General features: G+C 68.5%; 15 protein-coding genes. 2 read left to right on the forward strand and 13 right to left on the reverse strand.

Going from position 1 to position 20,729, the window contains the following annotated elements; genetic code table 11:
- Positions 1 to 138: 138 nt before the first annotated feature.
- From ACWGO0_RS22110 to ACWGO0_RS22125, 4 genes are all read right to left on the reverse strand, one after another.
- On the reverse strand, positions 139 to 1,029 hold the full coding sequence (locus tag ACWGO0_RS22110) for a carbohydrate ABC transporter permease (RefSeq protein ID WP_453537501.1): 891 nt from the start codon (positions 1,027 to 1,029) through the stop codon (positions 139 to 141).
- A gap of 2 nt (positions 1,030 to 1,031) precedes the next feature.
- On the reverse strand, positions 1,032 to 1,952 hold the full coding sequence (locus ACWGO0_RS22115) for a carbohydrate ABC transporter permease (RefSeq protein WP_453537504.1): 921 nt from the start codon (positions 1,950 to 1,952) through the stop codon (positions 1,032 to 1,034).
- 27 nt (positions 1,953 to 1,979) lie between these two features.
- On the reverse strand, positions 1,980 to 3,350 hold the full coding sequence (locus ACWGO0_RS22120; protein ID WP_453537507.1) for an extracellular solute-binding protein: 1,371 nt from the start codon (positions 3,348 to 3,350) through the stop codon (positions 1,980 to 1,982).
- A 262-nt stretch (positions 3,351 to 3,612) separates the two neighbouring features.
- Positions 3,613 to 6,627 (reverse strand): BTAD domain-containing putative transcriptional regulator, encoded by a 3,015-nt coding sequence (locus ACWGO0_RS22125; RefSeq protein ID WP_453537510.1) that lies wholly within the window; start codon positions 6,625 to 6,627, stop codon positions 3,613 to 3,615.
- A gap of 230 nt (positions 6,628 to 6,857) precedes the next feature.
- Here ACWGO0_RS22125 and ACWGO0_RS22130 point away from each other — a divergent pair, with 230 nt between their 5' ends.
- Both ACWGO0_RS22130 and ACWGO0_RS22135 read left to right on the forward strand, forming a co-directional pair.
- Positions 6,858 to 8,381: a glycoside hydrolase domain-containing protein gene (locus tag ACWGO0_RS22130; protein WP_453537513.1), complete on the forward strand. Its 1,524-nt coding sequence runs from the start codon at positions 6,858 to 6,860 to the stop codon at positions 8,379 to 8,381.
- Between the two features lie 75 nt (positions 8,382 to 8,456).
- The gene (locus ACWGO0_RS22135) at positions 8,457 to 9,251 is read left to right on the forward strand and encodes a peptidoglycan DD-metalloendopeptidase family protein (protein WP_453537516.1); all 795 of its coding nucleotides are present in this window, start codon (positions 8,457 to 8,459) and stop codon (positions 9,249 to 9,251) included.
- A gap of 44 nt (positions 9,252 to 9,295) precedes the next feature.
- Here the strand turns inward: ACWGO0_RS22135 and ACWGO0_RS22140 are convergent, their stop codons facing one another.
- From ACWGO0_RS22140 to ACWGO0_RS22180, 9 genes are all read right to left on the reverse strand, one after another.
- Positions 9,296 to 9,694, reverse strand: coding sequence for a DUF1801 domain-containing protein (locus ACWGO0_RS22140; protein WP_453537519.1), 399 nt, complete (start codon positions 9,692 to 9,694; stop codon positions 9,296 to 9,298).
- Between the two features lie 67 nt (positions 9,695 to 9,761).
- Positions 9,762 to 10,697: a carbohydrate ABC transporter permease gene (locus ACWGO0_RS22145; protein WP_453537522.1), complete on the reverse strand. Its 936-nt coding sequence runs from the start codon at positions 10,695 to 10,697 to the stop codon at positions 9,762 to 9,764.
- A gap of 1 nt (position 10,698) precedes the next feature.
- Positions 10,699 to 11,598 (reverse strand): carbohydrate ABC transporter permease, encoded by a 900-nt coding sequence (locus tag ACWGO0_RS22150; RefSeq protein ID WP_453537525.1) that lies wholly within the window; start codon positions 11,596 to 11,598, stop codon positions 10,699 to 10,701.
- Positions 11,599 to 11,677: 79 nt separating this feature from the next.
- The gene (locus tag ACWGO0_RS22155) at positions 11,678 to 12,982 is read right to left on the reverse strand and encodes an ABC transporter substrate-binding protein (RefSeq protein WP_453537528.1); all 1,305 of its coding nucleotides are present in this window, start codon (positions 12,980 to 12,982) and stop codon (positions 11,678 to 11,680) included.
- Positions 12,983 to 13,038: 56 nt separating this feature from the next.
- Positions 13,039 to 14,775 (reverse strand): glycoside hydrolase family 13 protein, encoded by a 1,737-nt coding sequence (locus ACWGO0_RS22160; protein ID WP_453537531.1) that lies wholly within the window; start codon positions 14,773 to 14,775, stop codon positions 13,039 to 13,041.
- 111 nt (positions 14,776 to 14,886) lie between these two features.
- The gene (locus ACWGO0_RS22165) at positions 14,887 to 16,071 is read right to left on the reverse strand and encodes an ROK family protein (protein WP_453537534.1); all 1,185 of its coding nucleotides are present in this window, start codon (positions 16,069 to 16,071) and stop codon (positions 14,887 to 14,889) included.
- A 44-nt stretch (positions 16,072 to 16,115) separates the two neighbouring features.
- Positions 16,116 to 17,975, reverse strand: coding sequence for a carbohydrate-binding protein (locus tag ACWGO0_RS22170; protein WP_453537537.1), 1,860 nt, complete (start codon positions 17,973 to 17,975; stop codon positions 16,116 to 16,118).
- A gap of 576 nt (positions 17,976 to 18,551) precedes the next feature.
- Complete coding sequence (locus ACWGO0_RS22175) at positions 18,552 to 19,226, reverse strand: response regulator (protein ID WP_453537540.1); 675 nt, start codon at positions 19,224 to 19,226, stop codon at positions 18,552 to 18,554.
- A gap of 220 nt (positions 19,227 to 19,446) precedes the next feature.
- Entirely contained in the window at positions 19,447 to 20,652 is a 1,206-nt protein-coding gene (locus ACWGO0_RS22180) for a sensor histidine kinase (protein WP_453537543.1), read from the reverse strand.
- Between the last annotated feature and the right edge of the window lie 77 nt (positions 20,653 to 20,729).

Genomic DNA, 20,729 nt, shown 5'->3' on the forward strand with positions numbered 1-20,729 from the left:
GCGCCGGCCGGGCCCGCGCCGCGGCGTACTCCCGCGGTCGATAACCCGCCGACCACCCAGACGTGCCGTACGTACGGCCACCGGCGCCCCGGGCGGCCCCGTGTTCCAGGCCCGACCGGGACGTGGGGCACGCACGCGCTACTTGAGCCCCGTGCCCGCGATGCCTTCGACGATGCGGCGCTGGAAGAGCAGGAACACCGCGAGCAGGGGGATCGCACCGAGCACGGCCGAGGTCATGACCTGGGCGTACTCGACGCCATAGGTGTTCTGCGTCGAAGCCAGGCCGACCGGCAGTGGCATCATCTGGGGGTCGGTCATGACCAGCAGCGGCCACATGAAGTTGTTCCACGCACCAACGAAGACGAAGATCGTCACCGCCGATATCACCGGTTTCGAGACCGGCATCACGATCTGCCAGTAGACCCGGAACCAGCCGGCACCGTCCGCGCGAGCCGCTTCGACGAGTTCGTCCGGGATGCCGTCGAAGAACTGCTTGAAGACGAAGACGGCGACGACGTTCGGGATCTGAGGCAGGATCACGGCCCAGTAGGTGTTGAGCAGCCCGACCTGCTGCAGCGACAGGAACTGGGGGATCATCAGCACCTGCCCCGGGATCATGATCCCGGCGAGGAGGGCGACGAAAGCGGCGCGGCGGTACCGGAAGCGCGTCTTCGACAGGGCGAAGGCCGCGAGCGAGGCGACCACGAGGGTGAACAGCGTCGTCAGGGTCGCGGTGAAGAAGCTGTTCGCATACCAGTAGGGCATGTTGCCCTCGTCGAAGATGCTCCGGTAAGCGGCGAGGGTCGGGTGGCTGGTGAACCAGCTCGTCGGATCGGTGTTGATCTCCCCGTTCGACCGGACCGAGGTGGAGAACGCCCAGAGCAGCGGTATCAGCCAGAGCAGCGCGAGGGCGATCAGGACACCGAGACCGACCCGGTTGAAAAGCGTCTCCGCGTCGTACCGTTTGTGGGTGGGCGGAGCGGACACCTCCTCCCGTGGCGGTGCGGTGACAGGAGCGGTGGCGGTCATGGTCAGCTCTCCTTTTCGGCGCGGCGGACGAGGGCGAACCAGACGAGCGAGATCGCCAGGATGACCACGAACAGCAGCAGCGAGACCGTTGAGGCGTATCCGATGCGGCCGTCGATGAAGCCGGTGTTGTAGATCATCTGGATCGAGGAGGTGGTGCTGTTGTCGGGGCCGCCGCCGGTCATCATGTAGATCTGGTCGAAGACCTTGAGCGAGGCGATGATCTGCAGCACGGTCACGAGCGTCGTGGTGCGTCCCAGCATCGGCAGGACGACGTGCCGGATCCGCTGCCAGGGGCCTGCCCCGTCCAGCGCAGCCGCCTCGTGCACGTCGCGCGGGATCTCCTGCAGACCGGCCAGGTAGAGCACGAAGTTGAAGCCGATGGTCCACCAGATGGTTGCCGCGGCGATCGAGATCATCGCCCAGTCCGGATCACCCAGCCAGGAGGGCGGCGTATCGACGCCGAACCACGTCACGACGGCCTGCGCGAGCCCGATCTGGTCGGTGAAGATGTACCCGAAGATCAGCGCGACGACCGAGGACGGCAGGACGAAGGGCGCGAAGAACGCGAGCCGGAAGAACCAGCTGCCACGTGCGAAGCGGTCGGCGAGGACCGCCAGCACCAGGGCGAGGACGACGAGCGGGACGGTCGTCAGGATGGTGAACCAGATGGTGTGCCACAGCGCGTCCCAGAATTCGGGGTCGCCGAGCACCTTCGTGTAGTTGGTGAGCCCGGTCCACTCGCCGAGGCCGCTCTTGAGCAGGCTGCCGTTGAAGAATCCGGAGACGAACGTGTAGATCAGCGGGAAGACCAGGAACAGCGCATAGAGGACGGCGAACGGGGCGAGCATGCCCGGCCCGGCCCAGCGGCGCGCGCGGCGGGCTGGAGTGGGAGAAGCGATCGTGGCCACAAGTCGGCCTTTCATCCGAAGGCTGGGTGGATTGGGTGCCGGTCAGAGCGGGGACGGGATGGCCGCGAGCCTTTTCAGTTCGCTGCGTATCTTCACCGCGCCGGCCTTCGGGCTCCGGGCACCGGAGAAGACCGAGGCGACCGTGTCACCGACCTTGTTCTGCAGGGTGCTGCCCGCGCCGCCGTACCAGGCGGCCGGGTCGTAGACCGCGCCTACCGCGGCGTCGGCGTAGTGCGACTGCGGCTCGAGGTTCTTGTACGCCGCGGACTCCTGCACCGGAAGCCAGGCCGGCACGTGCCCGCCCTCGGCCCAGAGCTGGCTGGATCCGAGCAGCGAGGAGGCGAACTCCAGTGACAGGTCGAGGCGCTGCGCCGCGGCAGAGGGCGTCTTGGGCAGGACCAGGGCGTGCGAGTCCGCGAAGCAGGCGTACGGCGCCTCCTTGAAGATGCGCGGCAGCCGCTGCATGTCGAACTCCACGTCGGAGCTGTCCTTCACAGCGAGCACCTGCCATACGCCGTCCATGAGGAAGCCGGCCTTGCCCGAGGTGAACAGAGTGATCGCAGCTGCGCCGTCGACGCTTGGAGGGAGCAGCTTCTCCTCGGTCAGCCGGCGGATATAGGCCAGGGCCTGCTCCGCGGCCGCCATGTCGATCACGACCGTCTTGCCCGCGTCGGTGACGAGGTCGACGCCGCCCAGTTGGCGGTAGAGCGACAGGAAGAGGCGGAACTGCGTGGAAGGGTCCTTCACCGCGGAGATCGAGCCACCCCAGGCGCCGGTCGCCTCCTTGGCCGCCTTCAGGGCGTCGACGAACTCGTCGGGGCCGTCGAGCGAGACCATCTTTCCCTGGGCGTCGAGGAGTCCGGCCTTCTGGACGACGGAAGTGTGGGAGTAGAGGACGAACAAGTGAGTGTCCAGGGGGATGGCGTGCAACGCGCCGTCCAGGTGGGCCTTCTCCCAGGCCGCCGGGCTGAACTTGGCCTCTGTCATGCCGTGCCGGGCGAGGTCTTCGGGGGACAGCCTGCTGAGCAGCCCCGCCTCGGCGAGCATCGGCACCTTCGACAGGTGCGCGACGGCGACCTGTGGCGGGCGCCCGCCGAGGGTCGCGAGCGTCAACTTCGTGTAGTACGGGGTACCCCAGCCGAATGTGGCGGCCTTCAGCGAGGTTCTGGGCTGCTGCTCGCGGTACGCGTTCTCCATGGCGATCATGCGGGCGCCGTCGCCACCGCCGAACGGGTTCCAGAAGTTCAGCCGGGACGGTGGCGGCGCTGCGCCGGTGAAGGCCTGGCCGACGGAGGTGCCGCAGCCGCTGAGCGCGGCCGACGCCGCGCCGGCTGCACCGAGCGCCAGAGCACCACGCAGCAGTCCGCGACGCGAGGGCGATGAAGGGGGAGGGTGCGGCATGCGGTTCCGCATGGGTTGGCGTCCTTCCACAGCAGTGTGTACAACGTGAGAAGCGCTTGGCGTACTAGTCCGGCTGGGTATGCAGGCTAGGGATGTTCCAACGTTGTACTGAGTCGGTGAACCTACGTCAATGGATCGACGGCACACGATTCTTGGGATCGGCTGGGCAGCCGCTCGAAGTGGTCGCCGCCGCAGAGTTGCCCGGCCACCGCGACACCCCCCGACGGTCGCTCGGAACGGACACTGTCCGGGGCTGAGCCGCGGAGTGCTGGGCTCAGATCACGTCCAGCAGCAGGTGGCCACCCACTGAGCGGCGGGTACCGGCGGCTGCCGGGCGAAGGGAGGACGAGAGGCCCATGGCCGCGCGCAGAGTCGCCGCCCCGCGGCGGGCCCGTTCGCCGTCCGCTTCCGCTCCGGGCATCTCCGCCAGAACATCGAGTGTGCGGGCGGTCCAGTACGGCGAGCCCAACCGCTGCCAGATGGCGAGGGACTCCTGGGCAGCCAGCCGCGCATCCTCCGGGCGGTCGTTGTGCAGACGGAGGTCGGCGAGCGTGCGCAGTGTCAGCGCCTCCCCGAAGCGATCGCCGAACCCTCGGTAGGCGGTCAAGCACTCCACGAGCGTGCGCTCGGCGAGCTCGGAATCCCCTCCGAGATCGATGAGGTGGCCGAGCCACTGCCCGACGTGGACCTCACCCACGACGTTGCCCGTCTCGGCGGCAATCCTTTGCGCCTCCTCCAGCCGCTCCTGCGCGACCCCGAGCCGACCGCCGGCCAGCTCCACCAGCCCCAGGCAGCGCAACGCCGAATACTCGCCGGCCCGGTAGCCCGTGGCGGCGGCGATCGCCAGGGAGCGTTCGAACTCCACCCGGGCTTCACCACTCATCCCGCGCTCCAGATACACGGTGCCGAGCGCGCACCCCGCGTACGACTGCGCCCACGCGTTCCTCGTGACACGAGCACTCTCTATGGCCTGCTCAAGGCAGGCGATCGCCTCGCCGTGCCGGCCGCGCAGCCGCAACAGGACGCCGAGCCCCGCCCCTGCCTCGGCCTCTCCCGGGTCGCGGCGGCCGTGCAGCCGGTACGCGCGCAGAGAGAGCCGGAAGCAGGCGATCGCCTCGGTGTAGCGGTCCTGGACCGTGTTGACTTCGCCGAGGCCCCGCTGCATGGCGGCCTCGCCGCGGAGGTCACCGGCGCGGCGGACGGCGGCCAGCGCCGTTTCGTGCGTCGTGCGCCACTCGTGGTTGCGGGCGGCGGACTCGAAGTACCCGGCGAGGCCCGCCGCCAGCCGCCAGGCCGTACCTGGGTCCGCCTGCCCGACGAGGCGGGAGACCGTGCGGTACTCGGCCTCCAGCCAGGAGAGTGGCCGCGGTCCGGCCCATGAAGGGCCTGGGCCGGCCGGAAGTCCGGCTGCTTCCGAGACGATTCCCCGGGCCGCCCGCTGCGACGCTCGCAAGTAGGCCGCGCAGACCCGGTCCACCGCTTCGGCCTTCTCGTGTGGCGTCTCGTTCGAGGCCGACAGCTCCCGGGCGAACAGCCGCGCGAGCTCATGCATGCGAAAGCGTGGCGCGCCCGGCGTTCCCTCCACCGTGTGTATCTCCAACAGCCCCTGCTCGATAAGAGCGTCCGTCACGCTGTCGGCCTCGCCGCCCGATGCCCCGAGCAGCACACGCACCACCCACGACGGCACGGAGTCCGCGTTGAGCACCCCCAGGAGCCGGAAGGCGCGCCGGGCCCGCGGGCTGAGCGCCCGGTATCCGATGCCCAGGGCGGACCGCAGGTCCAGATCTCCGGCCACCAGTTCGTCGAGGCGCCGCCCCTCGTCGGCGAGCGTGTCGGCCAGCCGCAGCGGCGTGAGGTGGGGGCGGCCGGCCAGTCGGACACCCGCGATGCGAACAGCCAAGGGGAGATTGCCGCACTGACGCGTGAGCCGGGCCGCCGCTCTGGGGGCCCGCTGCACACGGTCGTCGCCTGTGGCGTGGGCAAGCAGAGTGCGGGCCTCGTTGTCGTCGAACAGATTCAGCGGGATGCGCAACGCGCCCTCGACGCCGGCAAGTCTGCCGCGGCTGGTGATGAGGACCGCACCGCTGCCGGTGCCGGGCAACAACGGGCGGACCTGCTGTGCGTCGGCGGCATTGTCGAGGACGACCAGGATTCTGCGATCGGCCAGTTCGCTTCGGTAGCGGCTCGCCAGGGCGTCCAGGCGAGATGGCAGGGAGGCGCGGGGTACGCCGAGGGTTTGGAGCACAGTGGCGAGTACGTCACCGGGCCTTGCCCGGCCCGATGAGCCGGCCCGTAGATCCGCGTACAACTGTCCGTCGGCGAAGGCGTCGCGGAGCGCATGGGCGGCGTGTACGGCGAACGAGCTCTTGCCGACACCGGCCAGGCCGGTGATGACCACTACACGAGGCGTCCGCGCCACCCGCCCCGGAAGGTCGGCCGGCCGCTCCGGCTCGTCGCCGAGCCCGCCGAGCACGCGGTTCAGCTCTCTGTCGCGCCCCACGAAGTGCGCGATATCCGGCGGCAGTTCACACATAATGGAACGCCGGGGCTGCTCGGGCGTGGCCAGGACCAGCCGGTGGACATCGCGCAGGCCGGCGCCGGGCTCCACGCCGAGTTCGTCGCGTAACACGGTGCGGGCTGCCGCGTAGGCGCGGAGCGCCTCCGACCGCTCGCCGGACAGATGCAGTGCGTGGACGAGCCTGGCCCACAAGGCTTCCCTGAGAGGGTGTTCGGTCACCAGGCGGTCGAGCTCCGCAGCCAGTTCGCGGTAACTGCCCGTGGCGAGTCTGGCATCGGCGAGGTCCTGCCAGGCTGTCAGCCGGGCCTCCTCCAACCGGGAGATCTCGGTAGCCACACTGCGGCCGGGCGGTACGTCGGCGAACGCTTCGCCACGCCACAGCGCGAGCCCCTCGGTCAGGGTGACCACGGCTTCCCCGGGCCTCCCCTTCGCCAGCGCGGCCCGGCCCAGCCCCGCGAGGGAGGCGAACCGCTCGGCATCGAGTTCCCCCGGCTCCACGCACAGTTCGTACCCGCTGTGACGGGTACGAAGAGGGCTCTGCCCGCCGCCGAGGCCCTGGCGGAGGCGGTGGATGTACACCTGCAGCGACTTCGTCGCCGACTCGGGAGGCCGGTCGCCCCAGAGCTCGTACACGAGGGCGTCCGCCGACACGAAGCGGTTGGCGTGGACCAGCAGGCAAGCAAGGAGGGCGCGTTGCTTCGCGGCACCGGGCGCACGCCACTGAACACCGTCGAAGACATCGATCCGGCCAAGGATCCGATAACGGATCACACCCCATCACATCCCTGTGGTCATGGGCGGAGCGCGTGTCAGTGGCCCGGCCTCCCGACGCTCCGAGAACGGCAAGTGCATGTCAAGCAGGAGCGCAACCGCGGCGCAACCGACGCGCAACCACGATTCCGTACACAGTGCACTGCAGTCCCCCTGTTCCTCGCAACCCACAGAGGAGACCGTTGATGCGACTTCGTCCGTTCCGAGGCAGACGAGGGTGGGCCACAGCAGTGACCGCCCTGCTCATGGTGTTGGGAACCGTCACCACGGGGCCGGCTCAGGCCTCCCCGGCCCAGGGGAAGAGCGACACACGCACCGTGACGTACCAGGGCTACCGGCTGAAGGTCCCGGCCACCTGGCACGTGGTCGATCTCGCGGAACAGCCCGACGCGTGCATACGTTTCGACCATCCCGCCGTCTACCTCGGCCACCCGGGAGACTCGTCGGCCTGCCCGACCGGCCTGGTGGGACGTACCCAGGGTCTGATCGTCGAACCCCTCGCCACCCTGGATGCCGGCCGCACCACTTCCTCAACGGCTCGCGCAGCCGAAGGCTCCGCCGTCGCGCCCCGGCCCCTGACCCGCAACGGGGAGATCCAGGTCGCCATCGAAAGCGCGGGTGTCCTCGTCACCGCGGCCCACACCGACGCCACCGAAGCTTCCGTACGCAAGGTTCTCGGCACCGCCACCCTGACCGCCGACGCGCATCCCGTCGCGCTCGCCACGGCACGTGTGGGTGCGGCCGGAGTGGCCGCCGCGGCGGGTCCGCAGCCAGGTGATTTCACCGGCAAGGGTTTCGACGCGTGTGCCGCCCCGTCGCAGTCGACGATGGACAGCTGGCTGGCCAACTCCCCTTACCGGGCCGTCGGTGTCTACATCAGCGGCCAGACCCGCGCCTGCGGGCAGCCCAATCTCACCGCGAGCTGGGTCAGCAATCAGACGGCCAAAGGCTGGCACCTGATCCCGATCGAAGTCGGCAGACAGGCACCCTGCTCCGCCTTCTCCAACAAGATGTCCTCCGACCCGGCCACCGCACGTTCGCAGGGCGCGAGCGCCGCCAACAGCTCGGTGTCCGCCGCCCAGTCGCTCGGCATTCCGGCCGGCAGCGCGATCTACAACGACATCGAGGGCTATGCCTCCAACGCCTCCTGCAAGGCGGCGGTGCTCTCCTACCTCTCGGGCTGGACCGAGGCGCTGCACGCGAGCGGGTATCTCTCGGGCGTCTACTCCAGCGCCTCGTCCGGCATCCGTGACGCGGCGGCCGAGTACAACAACCCCGCCTACACCCGGGTGGACCACATCTGGTTCGCCTGGTGGAACAACGCGGCCGACACCAACACCGGCAGCTACGCACCGGCTTCGGCCTGGCCGGACCACCAACGCATCCACCAGTACGCCGGTGAGGTCAGCGAGACCTGGGGCGGCGCCACGGTGAACATCGACCGCAACTACCTCGACGTCGGCCTGGGGAGCCCCCAGGCGTCCAGGTACTGGGTCGACACCTACGCCGACGCCCCGGTCTTCGCCTCCGCGACCAGCACCACCGAGACCGGGACCCTGCGCAAGGGCACCAACTACGTGTACTGCAAGGTCTGGGGACGGATGATCGGCAACGCCACCTCGTACAACCACTGGTGGCTGCGCACCGATCCGGACGTCGGACCCGCGAATCAGTACGTGTCCGCGTACTACCTCTCGCGCTGGGGCAACGACGAGGCGAAGGACAACAGCGGAAACGTCATCCCCGACTGCTGACCCTGCACCCCTCATGTCCGTTCGAGGGGGCGCGATCGCCCCCGACCGCCTGAACCTCTCCGAGGAGATCCCACCATGCACCTGAGACGTCTCCCAGCCCTCGTCGCCGCGGCACTGGCCGGCCTCGTTGCCGTCCTGATAGCCCCGCTTCCCGCCGGAGCGGCCGCGAGCCTCGCAGCCCCCAACTTCAAGGCTCCCTACGCCTGCGGCCAGAAATGGACGTTCAGTCACCACTCCGCCGAGGTCCGGCGTGCCCTCGACTTCGTCCGGGCGGACGGCGGGACGACCAACGGCTCTCCGGTCCTGGCGTCCGCCTCGGGGACCGCCACCCGGTACTCCCAGCCGAGCGGCGCCGGTAACTACATAGCCATCGACCACGGCGGCGGCTGGAAGACCTACTACTTCCACCTGTTGGCGTACTCCGTGCCCAGCGGCGCGCAGGTCGCCCAGGGCCAGCAGATCGGAACCACCGGCAGCACCGGCAACTCCAGCGGCCCGCACATCCACTACGAGCAGCTCCTCAACGGTGTGGGCCAGGACATCCGGATCAACGGTGCCGCCCTGCCCTACCCCTCCTCGTACAACCAGTCGTTCCTCACCAGCGACAACGGGTGCGGCGGCGGCACACCGTTCCGCACCTACGGCAGCGGCGTCAACGTCCGGGCCGACGCCTACACGAGCTCTCCGGTGGTCACGACCCTGTCCGGTCCCACGGATGTCGTGGTCGTCTGCCAGAAGCAGGGCGACACCGTGACCGCGGAGGGCATCACCAACAACTGGTGGAGCAAGCTGCGCGATCAGAACGGCTTCATGACGAACATCTACATCAACCACCCGGACGCCAAGCTGCCTGGCGTGCCAATCTGCTGATCCCTGGAGCCCCGGTCCACGGCGGGACCCATTGAAGTCGCCGCCTACTCGTCGGCCAGTTGAGCACGCCGTCGCGCGGCGGCGGCCACCACCAGCTCCACGACCCGTGGATCCTCCAGATCCCGCGGGTCGTGGAGTTTGACGTGCCGGGCCTTCTTGCCCGTGCCGGTGAGCAGCCCGGATGGATCATGAGCGGCCAGCTCGACGCCCTCGCCGAACTGCAGGTTCACGTGCCCGGAGTGCAGGATGAGGCCCGCCGCAATGCCCTTGTACGTGCCGGGCGCGAAGGTGAAAGCGAGCAGCCGAGCCGATACGTCGACCTCTTCGACAGCATCGGGAACCGCTTCCCGCACCACCTCGCGCGCCCGCCGCGCGATCGCGGCCACTTCGGCACCCGCCGCATCGAGCAGCGTCTCCCACACCTCGGGCCCTGGTTTCGTCATGGCTTCCACAGTACGAGGGAATGGGGCGTTTCTCGCGAGTTCGCGGCGCGCCGGACAGCAGCGGCGGCTACTTCACCGCGCCGGCCGTGACGCCGCGGGTGAGGGAGCGTTGGAAGAGCAGGAAGAAGACGATCATCGGGATGATGCCGAGCAGGGCGGCGGCGCTCATGGCGGTGGGGTCACTGGTGTACTGGCCCTGCATGACGGACAGACCGAGGGGCACGGTCTGGTTCTCGTTGGAGATGAGCAGAACGAGCGGGTAGAGGAACTCGTTCCAGCTCCAGACGAAGAAGAAGACGCACAGGACGGACAGGGTGGGCCAGCTCATCGGGAGGACGATGCGCCACAGGATCGTCCAGCGCCCGGCGCCGTCCATGGAGGCGGCCTCGATGAGTTCGCGGGGGAAGCCGCTGAAGACGGAGGAGAGCAGGTAGGTGCCGAACGCGCTGTAGGTGATGCCGACGAGGAGGGTGTAGCCCAGCTTCCCGTCGTACAGACCCATCTCCTTGAAAAGGTAGTAGACGGGGTAGAGCAGGCCCTCCTGAGGCACGACGTTGAGGCCGAGGAAGAAGATGAGGAAGGCGGTGCGCCGGCGCATGCGGCCGATACCGAGTGCGTACGCGTTGAACAGGGCGAGCACGACGGCGATGAGGACGACGCCGAGGCTCGTCTCGACGCTGTTGAGGAGCTTCTGGGTGAAGTCGACGCGCTCCCAGACCTCCCCGATGATGCTCCAGTTCCATTCGGTGGGCCAGGACAGTGCGCCGTGGGCACGGTAGTCCGCCGTGGTCTTGAACGAGTTGACCAGGATGATCAGGAACGGGGCGAGGAAGACCAGGGTGAACGCGGTGACCGAGGCGACGACGGCATAGGAGCCGAGGGTGCGCCGTGATCCGTCCGCCCGGCGCGTCCCGGCGCGCGCAGCCGTGGGCGGGGGCTTTGGTGCGGCGGCGGACTTTACGACGGTCTCGGATGCGGTGGTGGGGCTGGTGTCGGTGCTCATCTCAACCGTCCTCCCGGGCCTGCCGGGTCAGCATCGCGGCGGCGATGATCAGCACGAGCAGGGTCATGGTGCTGGAGATCGCCGAGCCGTAGCCGACATCGGCGCGTTCGAAGAAGTTCTGGTACGCGAAGTACGAAGGGACCAGCGTCGCGTTGCCGGGCCCGCCGCCGGTCAGAACGAAGATCTGGGCGAAGACCTTCAGGCCGGCGATGGTGGTGGTGACGAGCACGACGTAGACCTCGGGGCGCAGGATGGGCACGGTGATGCGCGTGAACCGCTGCCACCAGGTGGCGCCGTCCAGGCTCGCCGCCTCGTACAACTCGGGGTCGACGCGCTGCAGTCCGGACATGAAGAGCACGAGCGGATATCCGAGCTGCATCCAGACCAGGACGGCCAGGACGCTCCACAGGGCGAGGTCCGGATCGCCCAGCCAATTGTGGGCGAGCGATGACAGACCGACGGTGTCCAGGAGGCTGTTGACTGCGCCTTCGGGGGCGAGTATCCAGCCCCACATCAGGCCGGTGACGGCCACGGGGATGACCTGGGGCAGGTAGAGGCCGGAGCGCAGGGCGGTCGCGACACCGTCGCCGTGCTTCTTGCCGACGTAATCGAAGAGCAGCGCCGCCAGGAAGAGGCCGAGCAGCGTGGGTATGACGGCCATGCCGATGATGACGAAGCCGATGTTGCGGAAGGAGGCCCAGAAGTCGGCGTCGCCGAGCAGCCGGGTGTAGTTGTCCAGGCCGGTGAAGACGGGAGTGCCGACGCCCTGCCATGAGGTGAAGCTGTAGGCGAAGGTCATCGCGAGCGGGACTACCAGGAAGAGCAGGCTCAGCAGCAGACCAGGCGCGAGGTAGGGGGCATAGCCCAGGCCGTGGGGGCGCGGCCTGCGGTTGGTATTCACGGGTGCTCCTTGGTGGGCGGGAGGGCGGCCGGGACGGATCGGGCCGCCCTTCCAGGAACGGCGCAACGGGTCCGGGCCGTCAGCGCCGGGTGTCGAGGTGCTTGGTGTACGGCGCTTCGATCTCGCCGAGGACGGACTTGGTGTCGGCACCGTTCATCAGGTTCTGCGTGGCGGAGACGAACGTGTCGTAGTAGCCGGGCACCGGCCAGTCCGGGTAGAAGGCCAGTCCGTCGCGGTCCTGGTAGGCGCTGAAGGCGTCGATGAGCTGACGAGCCTTGGGATCCTTGATCTCCTCCGGCTCGGCCGCCAGTGGGACGCTCCCCTCGTCACCGATGAGCTTCTGGATCTTCGGCGACATGGTGATGTCGATGAAGTCCTCGGCGAGCTTCTTGTTCTTCGCCTTGGTGGGTATGACCCACTGGTTGCCGCCGGAGCCGAGGGTCTTCTCGCTGCCCGGGTACGGGGCGGTGCTCCAGCTGAAGTCCTTGGCGTCGGTCTTCAGTCCGCCGAGCCACCAGTTGCCGCTGACCATGATCGGCCGCTTCTGGGAGACGAACTGCTCGCCCATGTCGGCGCCCTTGACGCCGACGTCCTTCTTCTCGAAGTAGCCCTTGTCCAGCCACTTCTTGTACGTGTCGACCGCGTAGGTCCACTCCGGGCCGTTGAAGTCGACCTCGCCCTGGTACTGCTGGTAGTTCTTGACCCAGGTGTCGTCGGCCTTGGACAGGGCCAGCAGGTAGAGCCAGTGCGAGGCGGGGTACTCGTTGCCGGCGTTGGCCAGCGGTGTGACGCCCGCCTTCTTGAACTTCGCCAGCGCGGCCTCGAAGGTCGCGAAGGACGTGGGCTTGTCGACCTTGTACTTCTTGAAGAGATCGTCGTTGTAGTACGCGAGGACGAACTCACCGTAGTTGGGGATGCCGTACCACTTGTCGCCGCCCATCTCGCCCTTGGCGTCGTAGCGAGCGGTGACGGAGGCGCTCTCGCCGATCTTTTCCGTCCAGCCGCGCTTCTCGGCTACGGCGGTCAGGTCGGTGAGCAGACCCTGCTTCGCGAGGAGCCCCGTGGTGGCATTGCCCTTGTTGTACTCCAGGACGTCCGGTGCCTTGTCGGAATTGAGGACCATCCCGGCGTTCTGCTGGATCTGCTCGAAGGCCTTCCGCTCGAAGACGACCTCCACCCCGGGGTGGGTCTCCTCGAACTCCTCGATCGCGGCAGCCCACGCCTTGTCGAGAGCCCCGTCCTTCTCCTCGTAATGCCACAGGCGCAGGGTCTTGCCGTCCTCGGCGGCGACCTCGGAGCCGCCACACGCGGTCAGCGGCGCGAGCAGGGCGAGACACGCGGTGGCCAGCAGCACGGCACGGGGCCTTCTTCGGGTGAGCTTCATGAGAGTTGTCCTCCGAGTGCATTGAGGGTGAGTTGAGGGGGTGTGGGCTGGGAAAGTCAGCTGCTGCGGCGACGGTGCACGCGTGCTTCCCGCGGCTGCAGCGTGTGCCGTGCGGTGAGGGGTTCGGTGGCCTCGACATTGGCGATGAGGACTTCGGTGCCGGCCCAGACTTCCGGGAGTTCGACCACGACCCGGTCGCCGGTGAAGTTCGCCACGACGAGCAGTTCGGTGCCCGTCTCCGCCTCCTGGCGGGTGAAGGCGTAGACCTGCTCGTCGTCGGGGTGGAGAAGGTGGAAGTCCCCGTGGACGACGGCGGATTCGCTGTGCCGGATGGCGATGAGCCGCCGGTAGTAGTGGAAGACCGAGCCCGAGTCGGCGAGTTGAGCTTCCGCGTTGACGGTGTGGTAGTCGGGGTTGACCGTGATCCACGGAGTGCCGGTGGTGAAGCCCGCGTGCTCGGTCGTGTCCCACTGCACCGGGGTACGGGCGTTGTCCCGGCCGACGGCCCGCAGTGCGGACAGGATCTCGGCCTCGTCAGCGCCGGCGTCCAGCCGCTCGCGGTAGTGGTTGAGCGACTCGATGTCGCGGAAGTCCTCGATCGAGGCGAACGGGGAGTTGACCATGCCCAGTTCCTCGCCCTGGTAGACGTAGGGCGTTCCTCGGTGCATGTGGAGGACGGTGGCGAGCATCGTCGCTGAGCGCGCGCGGTGGGCGGGGCTGTCGTCGCCGAACCGCGAGACGGCACGCGGCTGGTCGTGGTTGCTCCAGTAGAGGCTGTTCCAGCCGGTGTCGGCCAGCCCGACCTGCCAGCGGCCGAGGCTCGCCTTGAGGTCGGTCAGCCTGAGTGGGCGGGGGTCGAACTTGCCGCCGGGGCCGTGATCCAGGCCGACGTGCTCGAATTGGAAGACCATGTCGAGTTCACGACGCGCCGGGTCGGTGAAAAGCCTGGCCTCCTCGACCGTGACACCGGGCATCTCCCCGACGGCGAGGAGACGGCGCGGGTTGTCGGCGAAAACCTCGCGGTGCATCTCCGCCAGGTACTCGTGGATGCGGGGGCCGCAGATGTAGTACGGGTCGCCCTTGCCGAACCGGGCACCTTCCGGGATGAGTCCGTCGGGCAGCGCGGGGTCCTTGGACACGAAGTTGATGACGTCCATGCGGAAGCCGTCGATACCGCGGGCCAGCCACCAGCGCATCATCGCGTGGACGGCATGGCGCACCTCCGGGTTCTCCCAGTTGAGGTCCGGCTGCTTGCGGGAGAAGACGTGCAGGTAGTACTCGCGGCTCGCCTCGTCGTACTCCCAGGCCGAACCCGAGAACCATGAACCCCAGTTGTTCGGCTCGGCGCCCGGAGCACCCGGCTCCATGCCCTCTCGGGCAGGGCGCCAGATGTACCAGTCCCGCTTCGAGCCGCTCCTGCCGCCGTCGCGGGACTCGGTGAACCAAGGGTGCTCGTCGGAGGTGTGGTTGACCACCAAGTCCATGATCAACTTCATGTCACGCTCGTGGACGGCCGCCACAAGCCGGTCGAAGTCCTCAAGGGTGCCGAAGAGCGGGTCGATGTCCTGGTAGTCGCTGATGTCGTAGCCGTTGTCGTCGTGCGGGGACGGACAGACCGGGGAGAGCCACAGCACGTCCACGCCCAGCTGGGAGAGGTGGTCCAGCCGTTCGATGATGCCCTGCAGATCTCCGATTCCGTCTGCGTCGGAGTCGGCGAAACTGCGTGGGTAGATCTGGTAGACCACCGCGCTCTTCCACCAGGCGGGGGCGGTGACGTCGTCGTTCAGGTGCACGTGGGGACCTCGGGAGATGGCGGAGTCGGGCGGGTGCCGGATGCCGGCCGAGCGGTTCGGGGCCGTTGCCGGCAGGCGGGTATGCGGCGCCGACGGATGGCCGGCGCGGCGTCAGTGGACTGCGGCGCCGACGGCCTCGCGGATGGCGAGGGACGCGGCTCCGCGGGCCCACACGTCGTGCTGGGCGGGATCGACATGGACGGTGCAGTCGCGCGCGGCGTCCGAGAACGCGTGCGCCTTGAGCGCGGTGGTCATTGCGGGTCCGAACAGGTCGTGGGCGACCGCTCCTTCACCGGCGATGATGATCTTCTGGAGATTGAGGATGTTGAGCAGTCCGGCCAGCCCCATTCCCAGCGCGGCGCCGGATTCGGCGAACGCGGCGGCGGCGACGGCGCGAGGGCCCGCCGAGTTGCCCCGCGCCATGGCGATGGCGTCGGCGATGGTCGCGCAGTCGGGCATCCCGGCGTCGCTGATGTGCCGGAGCACCGCCCGATCCCCGGCGAGGGCCTCCAGGCATCCGCGGCTTCCGCAGCTGCACATGGGTCCAGCCGGGTCCAGGGGCAGGTGGCCGAGCTCACCGGCCAGACCGCTGACCCCGGAGAACAGCTCGCCGTTCAGCAGGAGGCCACATCCGATGCCGGGCCCGACGGTGACTACGGCGAAGGAGTCGACGTCCCGCCCTTCGCCGAACCAGCGCTCCGCCACCGCAAGGGTGTTGACGTCATTGTTCACGACCACCGGAAGCCCGGTCGCGGCCGAGAGCGGCCCCGCCACGTCGACCTGCTGCCAGTCGAGTATGGCCGAGTAGCGGCAGATCCCCGTGGCCGAGTCGACGTGTCCGCCGACCCCCACGCCGATGCCCAGTACGCGCTCCCGGGCCCCGGGCACCTCATCGAGGAGCCGGTGGGTCAGGGCCGCGGCGGCGGCAAGCGCCACCTGCGGACGGCAGTCGTCGATGGGTTCCTCGGCCCGTACCAGGATCTGCGCGGCCATGTCGGTGACCACACCGGAGACCTGGCCGGGGCCGATCTTGACCCCGACCGCGACGTGCTTCTCGGCGTTGACCTCCAGCATGCGCTGGGGGCGTCCCCGTCCCTGGGGCGGCGCGTCGGTCTCCCTCAAGTAGTCATGCTCCAGCAGCGGTGGCAGCAGCCGGGTTACCGTCGAGGGCGCCAGGCCCATCCGCTGGGACAGACCGGTCCGCGAGAGGGGGCCCGCGGTCAACACCAGCGCGAAGATCTCTGCTCGTGTCCGCTCCCCGATCAGGTCCTGCACCGCGATGCTCGTCCGTGCCATGGTCCGGACGCTCCTTTCCGTGCGCGTAATCCCTGTGCCGTACGTCAGAGGGTCAGTTCGATGTAGTTGAGATTGATGGCGCCGGAATCGGTGCCGGTCCGGCCGATGGAGATCAGATTGACCCCGGCGGCCAGCTGGACGTTGCCGGTGGCCGTTCCCCAGGTGTCCCAGTTGGCCAGCCTCGGGAACGACACCTGAAACGGACCACTCACCTGGGTCCGGTCCTCCCTCTGCACGGACACTGTCATGGTGCTGGCGCTCGCGAGCCCGTTCGCGTACCGGTAGCCGATGGAGTAGGTGCCGGCGGACGGCGCCTGCACGGCGAAGGTCACCGTCGGGCCTTCACTGCCGGCCTCCAGCTTGTCGACGAAGCCCATGCCCGCGTAGCCGGCGTGGTTGTTGTTGAAGTTGGCGCCGCCGCCCCAGGCGGCGAAGGCGGCGTGGTAGCGCTTCGTAGCCGTCTGCGGGACGACCCTCACCAGCTGCGAGGCGTGCGGGACGAGCGCCGTGGAGATGCTGGTCCTCGACCCGAGGTCGGTGCGTGTCCACAGGTCGCGGACGGTCGCCGCACCGGAGATGCCGAGGTGCCCGGCGAAATCGATCGTCTTGGTGACGGTGTTGGTGTCGTTCCGGTTGAACAGGCCCACCACCCAGGAGCCGTCCGGCAGCTGACCGGCCCAGCGCTCGGTGTCCCGGCTGCCGGGGTCGGTCGCGTAGGAGTTGCCGTTGTAGAACACGGGCTTGCCGACCAGGCCCTTGTTGTGGACGTCGAGGACCTCGGGGTTGGTGTAGAAGGACGCGTGCGTGCCGATGTCGCTGTGCAGGTCGGCGCTGGCGATCGGCGAGCCGGCGACCGTCATCAGGTTGATGGCCGTGCGGCGCTCGTGGTCGCTGGCGAACCTGCTCATCATCAGGAAGTCGCCGTCGAGGATGAGCTGGCCGCGACCGGAGCGGTGGGCCCAGCCGGTGAAGCCGGAGAACGGGTTGTACCAGTTCGGCCAGGCGTCCTGGTGGCTTTGCCGGCCGCCGCTGAGCTGGCCCCAACCGCCTTGGAACGCATCGGCGTTGATGCGCACCATGTCGCCGTACTTGAGCTCGCTCCTGGCGTTGTTGAACAGATGTGGCATGACCAGGGACAGCTCGATGCCGTCTCCGGCGGCCTCGTGCATCCAGCGCAGCACCGTCTCGTAGTGAGCGCTGCCGTGGCTGTTCCCGACGTTGCCGACACTCGCGTCCGTGCCTGTCTCGTACCAGGACAGGAAGTCCACGCGCAGGTAGGGAACGCCCAGGTTCTTGAAGTAGTTGACGTAGCCCTGGATGTACTCCTTGGCGCCGGGCTTCGTCACGTCCACCCAGTACAGGGTGTCGCCGCCGATACCCTTGGCGAAGAAGTCGCCGGGGGCGACGATGTCGGCGATCCGTACGTCCGGGCGGCCGACCACGGTCTTGGTGGTGTCGGCGACCGCGGCCTTGTGGACCCAGAACGGGTTGTAGTAGACGCCGAGGGTCATGCCGCGGTCGCCCAAATAGTCCACCCAGTAGGCCCAGTCGTGCTGCCAACTGTCGTTGTAACTGGTGACGTAGCCGTTGGCGTTGGTCCTGGAAGAGCCCTCGATCCAGCCGTCGGTGCAGGCCATTCGGTAGCCGTGCGGGGCGAGCTCGGTGGACAGCCAGTCGATGTTGGACTTCCACTCCGCCTCTGGAATGGGAGCGTTGTTCGGGAACGCCCAGCCGTAGATGTTCCAGTACAGAGGGCCTGCGCCGCGCCGCGTGTGGACGCTGTTGCGGCTGGTGACCGGGAGAGCGGTGGCCGCCGCGAACGCGGAAGGTGCGGAGCCGAGGGTCGTTCCGGCCGCCGCCACTGCTCCGATAGCCGCTATGAGGGTTCGCCGAGAGATCGCCATACCTGGGCTCCAACCTTGAGGGCAGGGGCTCCGTCGCCCTGCTCGCCTGCTGTTACCTGCGGATGCCGGGAGTGTGTCGGAGTTGTTTTAAGTGCGTCAAGCAAAAAAATACGGCGTTACCTGATTGAGACCAGCGCCGAATCCTCGAACGGCCAAGTGGCGTCACTGGGCGCATTGGCCGTGTAGCGATAGGCAACTCTCGGCGTCGCTCGCCGTCACCTCGCGGGGTTTCACTGATCACGGCCTGCCGTTCACATCCGTCATTTACGTGCATGACGCAAGAAAGGGCGCGCGGTGGCGGGCAACCACGACAGGCAGGCCGGAGGGAGGCCTGGCTTCAGGGGTGGGGCGGGCGGCCCGAGGGCTACTGAGCCAATTCCAACCTCAGGTTGAGGCGCGGTGAAGGACGGAGTCCGCGTCGACGAGTCCCGGCTCGCGGGTCAGTACGAGCCCGAGCGCGTCGGCCTTGCCGGGCGGCAGCGCCCTGGCGGGGCGGCTCGGCATCCAGCCGAACTCGTCGGCGGCTGCCAGGATGCGCGCCTTGGTCTCTTCGGACAGCCCGGGGACGTCGTGGTGTCATGCTCCGTTGCCGGCCGGCTGAACCAATCCAGCCTCGTAGGCGAAGATGACCGCCTGGGCCCGGTCACGGGCGTTCAGTTTGGCCATGGCCCGATAGAGGTGCGTCTTGGCGGTATGAGGAGTGACGAACAGCTGGCCGGCGACCTCGTCGTTGGAGAGGCCCTTCGCCACCAGGGTGACGACTTCACGCTCACGGGGCGTGAGCCGGTCGAGCAAGCCGACCGCCTCTGGCGCCGGGGGTGACGGGGCCAGGAACTGGGAGATGAGCGCTTTGGTCGCGTCGGGAGACAGCAGCGCGTCGCCCCGCGCGACCACTCGGATCGCGTGGAGGAGCTCATCAGGATCTGCGCCCTTGCCAAGGAATCCGCCTGCACCTGCGCGCAACGCCTCCGCGACGTACTCGTCGTTCACGAAGGTTGTCAGAACGAGTACGTGGACGTGCGACAGGCTCTCGTCCGCCGTGATCATCTGGGTGGCGGCGAGGCCATCCATATCCGGCATCCGGATGTCCATCACCACAAGGTCCGGGCGGGCGCTGCGGGTCATGGCGACTGCCTCGCGTCCGCTTCCCGCTTCGCCCACCACCACCATGTCCGGGGCGGAGTCCACCAGGAGTTTGAAGGTGCCGCGCAGCAGCGCCTGGTCGTCTGCAAGGAGTACCCGGATCGTCACCGTCAGCCTTTCCGGAAGCTACGCGAGGGAGGGAATTCGAGGTCGCGGAAGCCGTCCTCGCCATGGCGGCCCGCATGCGGGTGCCGCCGACGGCTGGGCCCGATCGGACCTACCGTTCATGCTGTGTCCCATTCTGCTCTCTCCTGCGGGTATCGCGGCCCTCCTGGGCTTGTGTGCGGACCGGATCGATACGGGGTGTGGCGCATGGTGGGCAGGACCTTCATGACCGACCATTTCGGCCGTAGTGCAGCGGCAGCTCGGCAATGACACGGAAGCCTCCGGTCGGCTGCGCACCGGCAGTCAGGGTGCCGCCGGCCGCCTTGGCCCGCTCGCGCATCCCGATCATTCCGTGGCCCGCTCTCGGCAGCGCCCCCGAATCGGGCAGCGCTTGAATCCCGCGCACGCCGCGGCCGTCGTCGGTGATCGTGACCCGCAGAGTGTCGGTTCGGAAGTCGAGGACCACCTGCGCAGTGGCCGGCCTCGCGTGCTTGTGGGTGTTGGTCAACGCCTCTTGGATGATCCGGTACGCCGTCACCTCAGTCATCGGCAAGAGCTCGGCCCAGTCCCCGGCCACCGAGAGTTCAACAGGCAGACCGGCGTGCCGGAACGAGTCGAACAGCGCTTCCAGGCCGGCCAGTGTGGGGGCAGGTACCTTGGCGAGTTGGTCCGGTTCGTTGCCGACCCGCAGCAGTCCCACGGTGGCACGCAGTTCGTCCAGGGCGGCACGACTGGTGTCGCGGATGCGTTCCAGCGCCTGGTACGCGTGCTCGGGGTTGGTCCGCATCAGGTGGTGAGCGACGCCGGCCTGCGCGTTGACCAAGGTGATGTGGTGCGCCACCACGTCATGCAGTTCACGGGCGATCCGGACGCGTTCCTCGGTGACCTGACGCTGCGCCTCCTCCTCGCGGGTGCGCTCCGCGCGGTCGGCCCGCTCCACCGCTGCGTCGATCAGCTCGCGGCGACTGCGGGTGGCGTCTCCCAGAGCGACAGCCAGCAAGGTGAAGGCGATGCGGCCGAGCAGTTCCGGATGCCGTTCCCCGCCGGGAGCGGAGACCCCGCCCGCGATGGTGAAGCCGGCGGCGGCGAGCGCCCCGGCATACCAGGCGGTACGCCGGTCGGTGCGCAGGGCGAACGCGTACAGGGCGAACGCGGTGGCGAGGGGCGGCGGTCCGCTCAGCGGGAAGAGGACGATACGGGTGATGTCCAGTGCCGCGGTCGCCACCACGACGGGGAGCGGCCGGCGGCTGAGGACGACCAGCGGCACACAGGACAGGGCGAGCAGCACGATCGGCCCGGAGGACGCCGTATGCCACTGGCCTGAGGCCAGCGACGTCAGCGGGCCCGCCAGCAGGAAGCAGACGACGGCTACCGTGACATCCCGCAGTGCGGGCCGGTCCCGCAGTCGGCGACGGGCCGAGTCGATCATGTGCACTCCTTGAGGGTACGCAGGCGAGGCGAGGCGCGGAAGGACGGTCGGAGCCGGACCGGTGCACGCACCGGTCC

The sequence above is a fragment of the Streptomyces sp. NPDC055749 genome, from assembly GCF_053617235.1.